This is a genomic window from Bacillus cereus, assembly GCF_002564555.1.
In the GTDB taxonomy this organism is placed as follows: Bacteria; Bacillota; Bacilli; order Bacillales; family Bacillaceae_G; genus Bacillus_A; species Bacillus_A cereus_K.
Map to the genome: position 1 here is coordinate 19,816 of NZ_NUVD01000024.1, position 15,451 is coordinate 35,266.

The following is a 15,451-nucleotide window of genomic DNA, read 5'->3' on the forward strand; positions in this document are numbered from 1 at the left end:
TACATATGGAAGATACTTTGAAGATATTATTTGAAACCATTGAAGAACGAAAGAAAAATCCACTGCCTGAATCATATACAAATTATTTATTTTCAAAAGGAGAAGATAAAATTTTAAAGAAAATTGGTGAAGAGTGCGCGGAAGTAATCATCGCATCTAAAAATAATGATAAAGACGAACTCGTAAAAGAAATGGTTGATGTTTTTTATCACTGCTTCGTTCTATTAGCTGAAAAAAATATTTCAATGGAAGATGTCATGCGAGAAGTAAAAGAAAGAAATGGAAAGCTTTCGAGAGTAGGAGAACGAAGAGAAATAGATACATTATAAGGGGGAATACAAATGAAAGTGGATTATCACCTTCATTTAGAAGAAGGGCCATATTCAATAGGTTGGCTTGCTAAAATAAATGAGGCTCTGGAATATTATGAGCCGCTTCAAGAAGAAAGACATTCTATCGATTGGCTTATGAAGACACAAGAGCGTTTGCAAAGACGTGTGAAGGAAGGGCCGTTTACAGAACAGTGGATCGATTTATATTTAGAAGAAGCGTTGCGAAAAGGTATAAAAGAAGTTGGCATTGTTGATCATTTATATCGTTTTCATGAGGCGAAAGTATATTATGAAAAGTATGTTGATATTAGTGATTCAAAACTCGGTCGCTTACAGAAGGAATGGTTAGACCAAGTAAGAGTAGTTTCACTATATGATTTTACAAAGGCGATTGAAGAGGCAAAAGAGCGATGGAGTAAACGAGGGGTAACACTAAAACTGGGAATTGAAGCGGATTATTTTATCGGTGGTGAGGAAGAGCTAAAAGAGTTATTAGCGCTAGGAGACTTTGATTATGTAATTGGTTCTGTTCACTTTCTTGACGGATGGGGCTTTGATAATCCAGATACGAAAGAATATTTTGAGGAGCATGACTTACATGCGCTATATGATACTTTTTTCAAAACTGTTGAGCGTGCCGTTCGTTCCGAGTTATTTGATATTATAGCTCATCTTGATAACATAAAAGTATTTAATTACAGGTTGGATGAGAATGAGCAGCTTTCTTATTATAAAGAAATTGCACGTGCGTTAGTAGAAACGAATACCGCAACAGAAGTAAATGCAGGATTGTACTATCGCTATCCAGTTCGTGAAATGTGTCCAAGTCCGCTCTATCTACAAGTATTAGCTAAACAGGGAGTTCCCATTACGATTTCTTCAGATGCACATTATCCAAATGATTTAGGGAAATACGTAAAAGAAAATGTGCAAACATTACGGACTCACGGTATTACTCAAATCGCAACATTTTCGAAAAGAGTAAGAGTAATGAAACAACTTGAAGAAGAAGTAACAATTTCAAAATAAAACACGATTTTTTGATGAAAACCACCCTTTTTGTTCAAAATAAGAAAGAATGAAAAGGAGGGTAAGAAATGGCGAAACAACAAAAGAAACAAAATGTACAAGCGGTGGACCAAGCGTATACTTCTGAAACGAATGAAACAGCTAACTCAGTTATCGAGGAACAAATTAGCGATACAGTTGCAGAAGGAACAATTGATGCGAAGCTTGGACAAGAATCGCAAGAGAAAGCGTAAGAAGAGAGGAGAGATGAATCTCCTCTTTTCTTATGTGAAAAAATGACGATTTTCAAAACTATAATCAAATTCCTTGGTTTTTATATATGGATTTCTTACAATGAAATATAAGAGATATCTTATTTTGCATAGAAGAGGTGTTAGTAGTGGCGAAAATATTAGTAGCAGGGAAAATTCCAAAAATCGGATTAGAACTATTAAAGGGTCATGATGTAGAAATGTACGATAAAGAGGAGTTAATTTCTATAGATGAATTAACAGAGCGTGTAAAAGATAAAGACGCATTGTTAAGCTTACTTTCTACAAAGGTGACGAGAGAAGTTATTGATGCGGCACCTAATTTAAAGATTGTTGCAAACTATGGTGCTGGTTACGATAATATTGATTTCACGTATGCAGGAGAAAAAGGAATTGCAGTATCGAATACACCGAAAGTATCAACTGAAGCGACAGCAGAATTAACATTTGCACTTCTTTTAGCAGCGGCACGTAGAATTCCTGAGGGGGATACATTATGTCGTACAACTGGATTTAACGGATGGGCACCATTATTTTTCTTGGGCCGCGAAGTGCACGGTAAGACAATTGGAATTATTGGCCTTGGGGAAATCGGGAAAGCAGTTGCAAAGCGTGCGAAAGCGTTTGGAATGGATGTTTTATATACAGGACCAAATCGTAAGCCTGAAGCGGAAAGTGAACTGGGCGCAACATATGTGACATTGGAAGGATTATTACAAACAGCAGATTTTATTACAATTAACTGTGCTTATAATCCGAAATTACATCATATGATCGATGAAGAACAGTTTAAAATGATGAAGAAAACAGCATATATTGTAAATGCTTCACGTGGACCAATTATGAATGAAGCGGCACTCGCTCATGCATTAAAAACGAATGAAATTGAAGGTGCAGCTCTTGATGTGTTTGAATTTGAACCGAAAATTACAGAAGAGCTAAAGGGATTAAAGAATGTTGTGCTCGCTCCTCATGTAGGAAATGCAACATTTGAAACGCGTGATGCGATGGCTGAAATGGCTGTAAGAAATATTTTAGCTGTATTAAATGGTGAAGAACCAGTAACACCTGTAAATCAAAAAGTATTCGTTACAAAATAAAGTGGGGGATTCATCCCTCTGATTATTAGCCCACATTAACCGGGATAAAAAAAACCTTCCAATTTCGGAAGGTTTTTTTTATTTTTCTTTATTTGCTCTTTTAGAAGGTCTTTGTCTAAGGAATTGAGATAGCATATACAAAATATATAGTGGAATGGCAATGAATAAGAAAACAGAAAAATTACCAAAACCTGTTTGATACATTGTGATAATGCTTCCAACTAAAAATAGTGTAATAATGATGCTATATCGTGGAAGTGGTACATCCTTTAAACTTGGGATACGAATGCGGCTCACCATTAAAAATGCGAACGTTACAAATACTGTAATAAGAACGATCTTTGGAATGGTATTTGAAAATAATGTTAGGAAAGCAACAAGCCCTCCTGCTGCAGTAATCGGAACTCCAGTGAAATATTTCATTGAAGTAGAAGATGGTGTTACGTTAAATCGTGCTAAACGATATGCTCCGAAAAGAGGGAATAATCCCGCTATGTATAAACCGATGATTCCATAGTTGGAGAAAGATGTGTAATACATTAAAACAGCAGGTGCTGCGCCGAATGTTACGACATCTGCGAGCGAGTCAAGCTCTTTTCCCATTTGTGAATCAACACGTAATAAACGAGCCACACGACCATCAAGACTATCTAACATCATCCCGATAAGTACTAAAATAGCAGCTGATTTATAATATCCTAAAGATGCATAGCCGATTGATAAAAATCCGCTATATAAATTTCCGAGTGTAAATAAATTTGGAATAGCTGCTCTATACAAAATCTGATCCCTTGCTTTCTGTTATAAATTCTTAATTAGTGTATGAAAGTTTACTTATTTTATCATACCATAAATTTCTTTCTCATACGAAAGAAATTCCCAATTCGTGAAAGATTTCATCGAAGAATAATTGGTGGAATAAGTAAAAAGAAGCAACTCATATAAAGTTGCTTCTTACACTATTCAAATTTCGTTGTCATTGTTCCAGTTTTATATCGATTGTTAGGATCGAATCGTAATAAATCTCCATAAATAAGTTTGTCGGAGAGTTTTAATTCTGTTTTTGCTTTTTCGATATAAGGTTGACATAGTGTTTTATCAGTTTCTTCACCCGTACTTCTTTTATAACACATATTTTTTGTATAAACATAATCTTCCGAAACAAAACTGCCATCCCGCATTACCATAAGCGGATCTTTTTCTTTAATAAATAAGTCAGTTCCAAATTCAACGGATTGATTTGATTTAATACCAAGTAAATGAAGTAGAGTTGGTTTGATATCAACTTGACCGGATACTTTAGAAATAACTTTTCCTTCTTGACCAGGCACATGAATAATAAGGGGGACACGTTGTAATTGCATAGCATCAAACGGTGTAATAGTGTCTTTCCCAAGGAACTGAGCCATAGCAGCGTTATGGTTTTCGGAAATACCATAATGGTCTCCATAAATGACAATAACAGAATTGTCGTATAGTCCTTCTGCTTTTAATTGATTAATAAACAATTTAAGAGCTTCATCGGTGTAACGAACTGTAGGGAAGTAGCGATTTAAAACATCACTTTCCGAATTAAACTCATCTACATATTGATCTTCTGGATTTAGAAGAAACGGAAAATGGTTTGTTAAAGTGATAAATTTTGTGTAGAACGGCTCTGGTAAAGATTTTAACTTTGGAATAGATTGTTCAAAGAACTCTTTATCTTTTAATCCCCAACCGACAGACATTTGTTCCGTGCCCACATAATCATTTAAGTTAAAGTAACGGTCATATCCAAGCGAAGGATACATTACATCCCGATTCCAAAACGTTTTATCGTTTGAGTGGAATACAGCGGAAGAATAACCATATTTTTTTAATTGTTCAGGTGTAGCAGTGTATTCATTTGTTGCATGAGTAAAGAATACAGAACCACGATCTAACGGATAAAGTGAGTTTTCAACGATAAATTCAGCATCAGAAGTTTTACCTTGTCCCGTTTGATGATAGAAGTTATCAAAGTAAAAACTATCTTTAATAAATTCATTTAAAAATGGAGTAATCTCTTTTCCATTTATTTTTTTATTAATAACAAAACTTTGTGTAGATTCCATTGAAATTAAAATTACATTTTTACCTTTTGCAGCTCCAAATAAGTTTTTATCAACATGCTTATCTTTTGAGTCTGTATAGTTTTTAATTTCAGAGAACCCGTCGCCACTTGCAAATACACGCTCAGCTGAAGACTTAGATTGAAGCGTAATATCAAATAGATGATATGTGTATAAACCTAAATTTTTCACGACAGTTTGACGGTCAAATGAGCGTGAGAACATTTGTGGCTTATAAATAACTGAAACGATGATTTGCAGTGCTAATAGAGCTGTTACACCACTAAAGAAAGTGCGCTTCTCAGATCGTGAAAGTGGTGTTTTGTCACAAAATGCCGGGAATTTACGCGAAAGAAACATTAAAATAATTGCATCCGCAAATAAAAGTAATGTTTTATACGTAAAGAGTTCTTTAATGCTTGTTCCTAAATCAGCCATGTTATTTGTTTGGAATAGAACGGGGAAAGTAACGAAATCATCATAAAACCCGTAAAACATTGCATTTCCAAATAAAATAAATGACAGAACAAAACTAATTCCAATAATAATTCGGTTTCGGTGCTTAGATGCAAGTAAAGCAAAACCGAAAAATAAAAGTAATGAAGCTAACGGATTAATAAAAAGCATAAATTCTTCAAAGAAGTTATCAATTTTAATATCAAAAGCTAGCTTGTACACAATATATGTTTTAATCCATAATAAAACGACTGCAACGAGTGCAAATCGCAGTTTTGGAAATAAACGTTGTAGCATAACATACTCCTCTCCTAAAAAGCATGACAGTTCTTGTGAGTCCGTTGATTAGTTTCCCACTTTATATATACGAACAGTCCTTTATTAATATGATTATTACACTATGAGTATCATTATACGAAAATAAAAGAGAGTTGTGGACTTTTTTATAATAATTGAGTAGAAAAAGAGCAGTGGGAGACAATAAAACGGAATTTCTATGTATGATTATTATCATTTGCTAAACATAGAAAGCATCGCGTAATGATACGGAGGTTATAATGCGAAAATTATTATATTTTATCGTATGCAGTAGTTTTATCCTGTTTACTTCACCGAGTGTGTCAGTAGCCCAATATGATGCACCTCTTATGGAAGATGCACTTTATTCTGTTTTATTCCCAAAAATAAATAAAGCAATTGAAAAACAATATGGGAGCTTGAAACCTTATCAATGTCCTAAAATTATTAGTTTAAAAAAAGTGTATAGTAATACATATTTATTTCAAGCGGTTATCGAAGTAACGAAGTATGAGCGAGTTGGTGGGAAAATTGCTCCACCATTTGAGAAAGTAACAATAACGTTTAATAACGAGGAAGGCGAGTGGGAAGTAACAAAGATTATAGTAAAGCGCTTACCAAATGACACGGAATTAAACTGCAAAAAAACAATATAAAAAATTGTTTGACAAATAAAATGGTCCTTTGGTATTGTTAATAGCAACAATTAGATGTTTGAAAATTAAATAGACTTACCTCATCTACTCTCAAAGGTAGAGGCCGCGATAGGAAAGAGTAAGCTATGGGAGATTTAGTGGAATCTGTGATCATAGGTTGAAAGGGACTATTGCCGAAATATAAGAATAACCAACTTATTCATATATTGGGACTGCATTAAATAAATGTAGTACTGTCATAAGAATTATTTTATGGAGAGCTATTTGGAGATGTTGATGCGGTTTCTTATTTTGAGGAGATAACAACTCGTTTATTTTTTCAATATATATTTTTCCTAATAAGAAACGCGTGTGAACATTGTTCCGCGCGTTTTTTGTCTATCTAAAAGCGTGCTGCAATGAATAGAAGATTGGGGTTATGAGTTTTAGAGGAAATAAGGGAGGAATTCAAATGTATTTACACGGCACGAGCCGAATCAATGGGCAAGGACATTTAGAAATTGGTGGGTGCGATACGACGCAGCTCGCAAGGCAATATGGAACACCACTTTATGTATACGATGAAGAGTCAATTCGCGGAAAGTGCCGCGCATTTCATCGTGCTTTTAAAGAAAGTGGTTTCTCTTATCAAGTAGCATATGCAAGCAAGGCGTTCTTGTGCATGGAGATGTGCCGAGTAGCTCGTGAAGAGAATATGTCATTAGATGTTGTTTCTGGAGGAGAACTATATACTGCACTTCAAGCGGGATTCCCGGCATCACGTATTCATTTTCATGGAAATAATAAAACAGAAGAAGAGATAGTGATGGCTCTCGAGGCGAATATCGGTTGTTTTGTAGTCGATAATTTCTTAGAATTAGAAATTTTACATGATTTAGCAGTGCAACATGGGAAATTTGTGAACATATTAATTCGTGTAACGCCTGGAGTAGAGGCACACACACATGAATATATTACAACAGGCCAAGAGGATTCGAAATTTGGATTTGGTGTTTCAAATGGTCAAGCGATGCAGGCGATTGGGCTTGCTTTACAAAAATCAAATTATAATGTGTTAGGGATCCATTCACATATCGGCTCACAAATATTTGAAACAGCTGGTTTTATTCGAGCAATTGAAGTTCTTCGCCAATTTTTAGAAGAAGTGAGAGAGCAAACAAACTATGTAGTGAAAGTGTTAAATGTAGGCGGGGGGTTCGGAATACGCTACACAGATTCGGATACGCCATTAACACTTGAGACATATGTGCGAGCTGTAACGAGTGCAGTGAGAGAACAATTTACAGTATGTAACTATCCATTGCCAGAAATTTGGGTTGAACCAGGACGTAGTATTGTAGGTGATGCTGGAACAACACTCTATACAGTCGGATCGGTGAAAGATATCCCAGGTATTCGGAAATATGTATCAGTGGATGGTGGAATGACAGATAATTTAAGACCTGCTTTATATAGCGCGCGTTATGAAGCGATGCTAGCGAATCGAGGGAATGATGAAAATGAAGAACTCGTTTCGATTGCTGGGAAATGCTGTGAGAGTGGAGATATGCTGATTTGGGATATTCATTTACCGAAAGTCGCTTCTTCCGATTTACTAGCAATTTCTTGTACAGGAGCATATGGCTACTCGATGGCGAATAATTATAATCGAATTCGGAGACCAGCTGTCGTCTTTGCGAAAGGTGGAACATCGCAAGTTGTAGTGGAACGCGAAACATATGAAAATATTATTAGGAACGATCGCATACGTATTAAAGAACTTGTTTAAATAGAGAAAAGGAGTTGTTCAGATGGGCAATTCCTTTTTTATAAAATAAAATAATTAAAATATATCGGAAAACTAGGATTGAAAAAAATCAGAATTGTGTTAAAATACAAATACAAAGCTTATCAAGAGAAGCGGAGGGAACTGGCCCGAAGAAGCTCGGCAACCTGCTTGTAGAAAGCAAGGTGCTAAATCCAGCAAAATGGAATCCATTTTGAAAGATAAGGTAAAATATATTACCGAACAGTCTTTTCGAAATGGGAAAGATTTTTTTTATGAATAAAAAGGGGGGCTGTTCGCGTGAGTGTACGGGAACATTTTGAGGAAGTATCAGAGAAGATTCAAGCGATGCTTGCTGATATGAAATACGGTTCAATTACAATTGTTGTGCAAGATGGGAAAGTCATTCAATTAGAAAAAAGTGAAAAAGTACGTTTAAAGTAAAAAGCGCTGACTAGAAAAACTAGAGGCGGTTTTAACCTATTTTATTAGGTTAAAACCGTCTTTTTGCTTTTACAGGGGGAAAAAACATGTTGACGTATGAAACGTGGGATGAAAATGGTGTTTCATTTTCGGAAGATGATGAAGCGAAAGGCGCGCTATCAGTATTAAGTTGGGCTTATAAAGAATATAAAGAAGAAATCGTATATGCATGTAGCTTTGGAGTGGAAGGTATGGTATTACTGCACCTTATAAACCAAGTAAATCCATCTGCTAAAGTTGTATTTTTAGATACAAATGTTCATTTTCAAGAAACGTATGAATTAATTCAAAAAGTGCGGGAACGATTTCCTTCATTAAATATTATAGAAAAACAGCCAGAACTTACACTTGATGAACAAGCAAAGTTGCATGGCGAGAAACTATGGGAAAGCAATCCGAATCTTTGTTGTAAAATTAGAAAAATTTTACCTTTAGAAAAATCATTAGCAAATGAAAAGGCGTGGATATCAGGTTTAAGAAGGGAACAATCAGAAACTCGCAAACATACAAACTTTATAAATCAAGATCATCGTTTTCAATCTATTAAGATTTGTCCACTCATTCATTGGACATGGAAAGAAGTTTGGCGATATGTACACAAACATAGTTTGCCGTATAACCCATTACATGATGTTGGCTATCCAAGTATTGGGTGTGAGAAGTGTACGTTACCTGTAGATGGTGGCGATTCAAGAGATGGTAGATGGGCTGGCAAAGTGAAAACAGAATGTGGTCTTCATTATCAATAAGATAAATTGAAAAATAAAGCTAAGAGAGGGTATAGAAAATGAGTATAAGAAACGAATTAGTAAACCGTATAGATGAGACATACGACATATCAAAAATAGAAAAAGAAATTGAACTAGATAACATTGCGATAAGTGATTTAGAGCTATTGGCGACAGGAGGATATAGTCCGCTTACAGGTTTTTTAGGAAAGAAAGATTATGATTCCGTTGTAGAAACGCTGCGTTTAGCAAATGGTAGCGTATGGAGTATACCGATTACATTACCAGTACTAGAAGAAGTTGCAGCGGATTTGAAAACGGGAGAAGAAGTAAAGCTTATTAAAGGTGGAACGGTATGTGGTGTCATTCAAATAGAAGATATTTTTGTACCAGATAAAGAAAAAGAAGCGTTACTCGTATATAAAACGACGGATGAGGCTCATCCAGGAGTGAAAAAATTATATGAAAGGCCAAACGTTTACGTTGGAGGAGCTATTATTCTTACAAAACGCTTTGAAAATAATCAGTTTCCTTCTTATCATTTAGATCCAATTGAAACGAGAGAAGAATTTAAAAAACGTGGTTGGAACACAGTAGTTGGATTCCAAACGAGAAACCCGGTACATCGTGCTCATGAGTATATTCAAAAGTCGGCCCTTGAAATTGTAGATGGTCTCTTTTTGAACCCGCTTGTTGGGGAAACGAAATCAGATGATATTCCTGCTGATGTAAGGATGGAAAGCTATGAAGTATTACTTCAAAACTATTATCCGAAAAATCGTGTCTTTTTAGGTGTGTTTCCTGCAGCAATGCGTTACGCGGGGCCAAGAGAAGCGATATTTCATGCATTAGTAAGAAAGAATTTTGGATGTACACACTTTATTGTAGGTCGCGACCATGCCGGGGTAGGAGATTATTACGGGACATATGAAGCGCAGGATATCTTTACGAATTTTACGATAGAAGAGTTAGGGATTACACCGCTATTCTTTGAACATAGCTTTTACTGCGGGAAATGTGAAGCAATGGCTTCAACAAAAACATGCCCGCACGGAAAAGAGGACCATGTTATTTTATCGGGCACGAAAGTAAGAGAACTATTAAGAAATGGTGAGATTCCGCCAAGTACATTTAGTCGTAAAGAAGTAGTGGAAGTGCTAATTAAAGGGTTGAAAAAAGGTGTAGTAACAAAATAGGGAGAGAACGAGATGAATACAAATATTACTTGGCATACAGCCTCTGTTTCAAAAGATGAGAGAAGAGTGAAAAATGGCCATCATAGTTTTGTAATTTGGTTTACGGGTTTATCAGCTTCAGGTAAATCTACAGTAGCGAATGCGGTTGCTCGTAAACTATTTGAAAAGAATATCGGAAACTATGTGCTAGATGGGGATAATATACGCCACGGTTTAAATAACGATTTAGGTTTTTCTGAAAGTGATCGTACAGAGAATATTCGTCGTATTGGTGAAGTTTCTAAACTATTCGTAGATCAAGGAACGATTGTTCTTACGGCATTTATTTCACCATTTCGAGTAGACCGAAAACAAGTTAGGGATCTATTAGCGGCGGATGAATTTATTGAAGTGTTTGTGAAGTGTCCGATTGAAGAGTGTGAAAAACGTGATCCGAAAGGTCTTTATAAAAAGGCAAGAAAAGGTGATATTAAACAGTTTACGGGTGTTGATTCACCATATGAGGAGCCAGAACGAGCAGAATTAATTGTAGAAACACATAAGTATTCTATTGAAGAATGTGCAGAACAAATTGTGAAGTACTTACAAGAGCGTAGTTTTATATAGGGGGATTAAAAATGAGTTATGAAAAAGTATGGGCTAACAATGAAAAATTAAATCAGACTGAGAAGAATAAATTAGAAAAAGATGGATTGGAAATCTTTAATGATATTCCTTACTATGCGGAGAATGGGTTTGCATCTATTCCGAAAGAAGAGTGGGACGCATTTAAATGGGCAGGATTGTATTTACAGCGTCCGAAAGAAGCTGGTTATTTTATGATGCGTGTAAATATTCCTTCAGGGATTATTACAAATGCACAGGCGGAAGCTCTTGCTTCTATCGCTGAGGATTATGGACGCGATGTGATAGATATTACGACAAGGCAGGCGATTCAGTTCCATTGGTTAGAAATCGAGCAGATTCCAGATATCTTTAAAAGATTAGCGAGAGTTGGATTATCTTCAGCAGGGGCGTGTGGTGATATAACACGTAATATTACAGGGAATCCGCTTGCTGGAATTGATGGGAATGAATTATTTGATACAACGTCTATTGTGAAAGAAGTATATGACTACTTTCAATATAATGAAGAGTTTTCTAACCTACCACGCAAATTTAAAATGTCCATTAGTTCAAACGTTTATAATTCTGCAAATGCAGAGATTAACTGTGTTGCATTTACACCTGCTACGAAAAAAATAGAGGGTGAGAAAAAAATTGGTTTTCATATAAAAGTAGGCGGAGGATTATCAGCTCGTCCATATTTAGCGGAAGAATTAGATGTGTTCGTTTTACCGGAAGAAGTGAAGGCGGTAGCGATCGCGATTGCTACTATATTCCGTGATTTTGGATATCGTGAAAAACGTCATTTAGCACGTTTGAAATTTCTTGTTGCAGACTGGGGAGCTGAGAAATTCAAAGAGAAATTAATAGAGTATACAGGACCTTTACAAAGTAAAGGAGAAAGTGCACTCAAAGGATGGAATGCAGGCTATTTTTACGGTGTTCAAGATCAAAAACAAGAGGGACTAAAATATGTCGGTTTTAATGTGCCAGTAGGACGATTACATGCAGAAGAAATGTTTGAGATTGCTAGAATTGCCAAGCAATATGGAAATGGACAAATTCGTACATGTAACTCGCAAAATTTCATTATTCCGAACGTACCACCGGAAAATGTAGCAGGATTACTAAGTGAGCCGTTGTTTGAAGCAATCTCTGCAAGTCCGAAATCATTTATCGGTCATGCGGTTTCATGTACTGGTATTGAATATTGCAATCTTGCTCTAGTAGAAACGAAAGAGAGATTGCGAAAAATTGCAGAATACTTAGATACGCAAATTGCACTCGATGTTCCAGTTCGAATTCATATGGTAGGGTGCCCGAACTCATGTGGTCAACGCCAAATTGCTGACATTGGATTACAAGGGGTGAAAATGAAAACGAAGGAAAAAGGAATTGTTGAGGCGTTTGAAATTTATGTAGGTGGAACGCTATTAAATGGGGGAGCTTATAACGAAAAATTAAAAGGGAAAATAGATGGAGAAGATTTACCAGACGTTCTTGTATCCTTTTTAAGTTATTTCCAAAAAAATAAACTACCAGCTGAAACGTTTTATGATTTCGTAGGACGTTTTGGAGTGGAAAAATTGCAAATTGCATTAAATCAAGTATTGGAAGAAGTAATTGCGTCTTAGGAGGGACATTATGGATTTATATCGATTAGAGGCTGTATTAGCAAATGCTATTGTTCCAATTGTTGTTGTTGCTGAAAGTGAAGAAAAGGCATTTAAGCTTGCGGAGATTGAGCTTGAAAAACATTTTTTACCATTGCCAGAAGTAAAAGAGATTTCCTTGTTTGAAAAAAAGAAGATTCGAAAAGGCGCGGCCTTTGTTATTCATGAGTAAGGAACATTGAAATATGAAGTAATGAAAACTTCCATTCATATATAAGGATGGAAGTTTCACTTTAATAGTAGAAATGAGGAGAGATGATGGGGAAGGTTTATATCGTTGGAGCGGGTCCTGGTGATCCGGATTTAATCACTGTTAAAGGATTGAAATGCATCGAGAAGGCAGATGTTATTTTATATGACCGTCTCGTGAATAAAGAATTGCTTTCTTATGCAAAGCCGGAAGCGGATTTAATTTATTGCGGGAAACTCCCGAATTATCACACGATGAAGCAAGAGACGATTAACATGTTTCTTGTTAAATATGCGAAAAAAGGAAAAGTTGTAACAAGACTTAAGGGGGGAGATCCATTTGTATTTGGCAGAGGCGGAGAAGAAGCTGAAGCGTTAGCGAAACAAGGTGTGTCATTTGAAATCGTCCCAGGTATTTCGGCTGGAATAGCTGCACCTGCTTATGCTGGAATTCCAGTAACGCATCGTGAGGCAAGCGCGAGTTTTGCTATTGTGACAGGGCATAGGAAAGAAGATGCTGAAGAGGAAGTGAAGTGGGAGAATTTAGCGAAAGGTGTAGAGACTTTAGCTGTCTATATGGGGGTTAGTAATTTACCTTATATATGTGCGCAACTTATGAAGTATGGAAAAGACACAAGTACACCTGCTGCTATTATTGAACGAGGAACGACGTCTATGCAGCGTACCGTTACAGGTACGTTAGGAACGATAGTGGATATTGCTAAAAGAGAAAAGATTCAAAATCCAAGTATGATCGTGATTGGAGAAGTTGTCCGCTTTAGAGAAAAGATCCATTGGTTTGAAAAACAAGCGGAAAATGCATATCCAGTCAGCGGAGCATTGTAAAATGAAGGCTATTTTATATATATGTCATGGAAGTCGTTTGAGGGCAGCGAAAGAAGAAGCGGTTGCATTTATTACGTCATGTATGGACCGTGTAGAGACAAATATTCAAGAAATTTGTTTTTTAGAATTAGCGAGCCCTTCTATTGAAGAAGGGTTTCGTACATGTGTGAAACGTGGTGCGACAGAGGTTATCGCTATTCCTGTTTTTTTATTAGCGGCAGGTCATGTGAAGAAAGATATTCCGCTTAAATTACAAAAGTTAAATGAGCAATATCCGAATGTCAAAGTAGTGTACGGTAACCCATTTGGTGTATCGGAAGTGCTTGTAAAAGCTGTATATAATGGAAGTGGCATTACAGATTATGAAGAGGATGTTACACTTTTGCTTGTTGCAAGAGGGAGTAGTGATCCGGAAACTTTACGAGACATAAAGTGGATTTCTTCTTTATTTCAAAGAGAAAAGAAAGTTAAAAAAGTGGAAGTTTGTTATTTAGCAGCAGCGGAGCCGAAGTTTGAGGTGAAGTTGAAAGAAGTTGTAGAACGAAAAGAAGAGAATATAGTTGTGCTACCTTACTTATTATTTACAGGCTTACTCATGAAACATATTGAGAAAGAAGTGCGTCAATATGAGCCAGAAGAGATAAAAATAAGTCCATATTTAGGAAAGAATGTGGCGTTTCGAGAGATGTTAATTCAGAAAACAGAGGGAATATTGAAGGGAGATCAATATGTATCCACTTACAGTGCGAGTTGATCAGAAACGTGTTGTTGTCATTGGTGGAGGGAAAGTTGCGGGGTTTAAAATTATTCCTTTACTAAAACAAGGTGCGGATATAGTTGTAGTAAGTCCAGAACTAGATGCAAATTTAGTGAAACTTGTGGAGGAGAAGAAAATTCGTTGGTATCAAAGAGAGTATGAAAAAAGGGATATTAATGGTGCTTTTTTAGTTGTTGCAGCGAGTAGTGATTCTATATTAAACGAACAAGTTGCTGAAGATGCCGTAGAGAATCAATTGGTGAATGTTATTACGAATCCGGAAAGTGGAAATGTTCATTTTCCGGCGGCAATTCATCGTGGGTTGCTTAATATAGCGGTTTCTACTGGAGGAGCGAGTCCAAAACTTGCGAAAAAAATTCGAGATGATATCGCGAATAAATACGATGAAACATACGAAAGATACTTAGATTTTTTATATGAAGTAAGGGTGAAGTTAAAAGGCTTACAATTAGAAAAGAAAGAACGGCATATCTTATTACAAGAAGTATTGAAATCAGCATATGTGCAAAATGAGGGGAAAAGAGAACGATTTTTACAAGAATTAGAGGAGAGAGATCTAAAAAATAAAAAGTAAATTGCGCTTTACAAATATAAAAATATAATTTATAATCACAAGTAACTTCAATAGATGAAATCGATGAGCAAGAAGAGTACGTATATTTGAGGCGTTCAGAGAGCTGGGGTTAGGTGTGAGCCCGGTACGATAAAATATACAGAATGGGCTTGCGAGAGGTATGCTGAACAGAATAGTAGGCAACCCGGGTTCCGCCGTTAAAAGGATAGAGTATCGGATTTTTCCTGTACTTGAACAAGTGGGATTTATTGATCCAATTGAGGTGGTACCACGGTATTTATATTACATATATCGTCCTCTACATGCATATTTGCGTGTAGGGGACTTTTTTATTTTCTAAAGGAGGTGTGCGAGTATGAAATGAAAGTGTATAATTAGTAAAAGTTTAAATATTCAGAA

17 protein-coding genes, 2 riboswitches and 1 other annotated feature are annotated in these 15,451 nt (G+C 36.1%); of the genes, 15 read left to right on the forward strand and 2 right to left on the reverse strand.

Going from position 1 to position 15,451, the window contains the following annotated elements; genetic code table 11:
* Positions 1-5: 5 nt before the first annotated feature.
* The 4 genes from hisE (at position 6) to COI75_RS14615 (ending at position 2,712) form a co-directional block, all read left to right on the forward strand.
* Positions 6-329, forward strand: coding sequence for a phosphoribosyl-ATP diphosphatase (gene hisE, locus COI75_RS14600; protein ID WP_000390258.1), 324 nt, complete (start codon positions 6-8; stop codon positions 327-329).
* 12 nt (positions 330-341) lie between these two features.
* Positions 342-1,361 carry a histidinol phosphate phosphatase domain-containing protein gene (locus COI75_RS14605; RefSeq protein WP_000861847.1) on the forward strand — a complete coding sequence of 340 codons (1,020 nt, stop codon included), beginning with the start codon at positions 342-344 and terminating at the stop codon, positions 1,359-1,361.
* Positions 1,362-1,429: 68 nt separating this feature from the next.
* Positions 1,430-1,594 (forward strand): YozQ family protein, encoded by a 165-nt coding sequence (locus COI75_RS14610; RefSeq protein WP_001118872.1) that lies wholly within the window; start codon positions 1,430-1,432, stop codon positions 1,592-1,594.
* Positions 1,595-1,740: 146 nt separating this feature from the next.
* Positions 1,741-2,712: a 2-hydroxyacid dehydrogenase family protein gene (locus COI75_RS14615; RefSeq protein ID WP_001062866.1), complete on the forward strand. Its 972-nt coding sequence runs from the start codon at positions 1,741-1,743 to the stop codon at positions 2,710-2,712.
* Positions 2,713-2,790: 78 nt separating this feature from the next.
* Here the strand turns inward: COI75_RS14615 and pssA are convergent, their stop codons facing one another.
* Positions 2,791-3,492 (reverse strand): CDP-diacylglycerol--serine O-phosphatidyltransferase, encoded by a 702-nt coding sequence (gene pssA, locus COI75_RS14620; protein WP_000285428.1) that lies wholly within the window; start codon positions 3,490-3,492, stop codon positions 2,791-2,793.
* Between the two features lie 179 nt (positions 3,493-3,671).
* A complete protein-coding gene (locus tag COI75_RS14625; RefSeq protein ID WP_000941723.1) occupies positions 3,672-5,558 on the reverse strand; it encodes an LTA synthase family protein in 1,887 nt (628 codons plus the stop codon).
* A gap of 260 nt (positions 5,559-5,818) precedes the next feature.
* Here COI75_RS14625 and COI75_RS14630 point away from each other — a divergent pair, with 260 nt between their 5' ends.
* From COI75_RS14630 to COI75_RS14680, 11 genes are all read left to right on the forward strand, one after another.
* Entirely contained in the window at positions 5,819-6,214 is a 396-nt protein-coding gene (locus COI75_RS14630) for a DUF3888 domain-containing protein (RefSeq protein WP_002095816.1), read from the forward strand.
* An 89-nt stretch (positions 6,215-6,303) separates the two neighbouring features.
* A riboswitch (Lysine riboswitch) is annotated at positions 6,304-6,485 on the forward strand.
* Between the two features lie 180 nt (positions 6,486-6,665).
* On the forward strand, positions 6,666-7,982 hold the full coding sequence (gene lysA, locus COI75_RS14635; protein ID WP_098448433.1) for a diaminopimelate decarboxylase: 1,317 nt from the start codon (positions 6,666-6,668) through the stop codon (positions 7,980-7,982).
* A 116-nt stretch (positions 7,983-8,098) separates the two neighbouring features.
* Positions 8,099-8,207, forward strand: a riboswitch (SAM riboswitch).
* Positions 8,208-8,279: 72 nt separating this feature from the next.
* The gene (locus COI75_RS14640) at positions 8,280-8,423 is read left to right on the forward strand and encodes a YezD family protein (protein ID WP_000116163.1); all 144 of its coding nucleotides are present in this window, start codon (positions 8,280-8,282) and stop codon (positions 8,421-8,423) included.
* Positions 8,424-8,509: 86 nt separating this feature from the next.
* Entirely contained in the window at positions 8,510-9,211 is a 702-nt protein-coding gene (locus tag COI75_RS14645) for a phosphoadenylyl-sulfate reductase (RefSeq protein WP_098448434.1), read from the forward strand.
* A 38-nt stretch (positions 9,212-9,249) separates the two neighbouring features.
* Entirely contained in the window at positions 9,250-10,386 is a 1,137-nt protein-coding gene (sat, locus tag COI75_RS14650; RefSeq protein ID WP_098448435.1) for a sulfate adenylyltransferase, read from the forward strand.
* Positions 10,387-10,398: 12 nt separating this feature from the next.
* Complete coding sequence (gene cysC, locus COI75_RS14655; protein WP_098448436.1) at positions 10,399-10,992, forward strand: adenylyl-sulfate kinase; 594 nt, start codon at positions 10,399-10,401, stop codon at positions 10,990-10,992.
* Between the two features lie 11 nt (positions 10,993-11,003).
* Positions 11,004-12,626, forward strand: coding sequence for a nitrite/sulfite reductase (locus COI75_RS14660; protein WP_098381348.1), 1,623 nt, complete (start codon positions 11,004-11,006; stop codon positions 12,624-12,626).
* Positions 12,627-12,636: 10 nt separating this feature from the next.
* A complete protein-coding gene (locus tag COI75_RS14665) occupies positions 12,637-12,837 on the forward strand; it encodes a DUF3906 family protein (protein ID WP_000366925.1) in 201 nt (66 codons plus the stop codon).
* An 86-nt stretch (positions 12,838-12,923) separates the two neighbouring features.
* Positions 12,924-13,700, forward strand: coding sequence for a uroporphyrinogen-III C-methyltransferase (gene cobA / locus COI75_RS14670; protein WP_098448437.1), 777 nt, complete (start codon positions 12,924-12,926; stop codon positions 13,698-13,700).
* A 1-nt stretch (position 13,701) separates the two neighbouring features.
* Complete coding sequence (locus COI75_RS14675) at positions 13,702-14,454, forward strand: sirohydrochlorin chelatase (protein WP_098448438.1); 753 nt, start codon at positions 13,702-13,704, stop codon at positions 14,452-14,454.
* Positions 14,429-15,052, forward strand: coding sequence for an NAD(P)-binding protein (locus COI75_RS14680; RefSeq protein WP_098448439.1), 624 nt, complete (start codon positions 14,429-14,431; stop codon positions 15,050-15,052). The genes COI75_RS14675 and COI75_RS14680 overlap by 26 nt, the downstream gene beginning before the upstream one ends.
* 54 nt (positions 15,053-15,106) lie before the next feature.
* Positions 15,107-15,354: a binding site (T-box leader), on the forward strand.
* The last annotated feature ends 97 nt before the right edge of the window (positions 15,355-15,451 follow it).

Coding starts and splice junctions, on each gene's coding strand:
- hisE (WP_000390258.1), top strand. CDS start 6: ATGGAAGATACTTTGAAGATATTATTTGAAACCATTGAAGAACGAAAG.
- COI75_RS14605 (WP_000861847.1), top strand. CDS start 342: ATGAAAGTGGATTATCACCTTCATTTAGAAGAAGGGCCATATTCAATA.
- COI75_RS14610 (WP_001118872.1), top strand. CDS start 1,430: ATGGCGAAACAACAAAAGAAACAAAATGTACAAGCGGTGGACCAAGCG.
- COI75_RS14625 (WP_000941723.1), bottom strand. CDS start 5,558: ATGCTACAACGTTTATTTCCAAAACTGCGATTTGCACTCGTTGCAGTC.
- COI75_RS14630 (WP_002095816.1), top strand. CDS start 5,819: ATGCGAAAATTATTATATTTTATCGTATGCAGTAGTTTTATCCTGTTT.
- lysA (WP_098448433.1), top strand. CDS start 6,666: ATGTATTTACACGGCACGAGCCGAATCAATGGGCAAGGACATTTAGAA.
- COI75_RS14645 (WP_098448434.1), top strand. CDS start 8,510: ATGTTGACGTATGAAACGTGGGATGAAAATGGTGTTTCATTTTCGGAA.
- sat (WP_098448435.1), top strand. CDS start 9,250: ATGAGTATAAGAAACGAATTAGTAAACCGTATAGATGAGACATACGAC.
- cysC (WP_098448436.1), top strand. CDS start 10,399: ATGAATACAAATATTACTTGGCATACAGCCTCTGTTTCAAAAGATGAG.
- COI75_RS14660 (WP_098381348.1), top strand. CDS start 11,004: ATGAGTTATGAAAAAGTATGGGCTAACAATGAAAAATTAAATCAGACT.
- COI75_RS14665 (WP_000366925.1), top strand. CDS start 12,637: ATGGATTTATATCGATTAGAGGCTGTATTAGCAAATGCTATTGTTCCA.
- cobA (WP_098448437.1), top strand. CDS start 12,924: ATGGGGAAGGTTTATATCGTTGGAGCGGGTCCTGGTGATCCGGATTTA.
- COI75_RS14675 (WP_098448438.1), top strand. CDS start 13,702: ATGAAGGCTATTTTATATATATGTCATGGAAGTCGTTTGAGGGCAGCG.
- COI75_RS14680 (WP_098448439.1), top strand. CDS start 14,429: ATGTATCCACTTACAGTGCGAGTTGATCAGAAACGTGTTGTTGTCATT.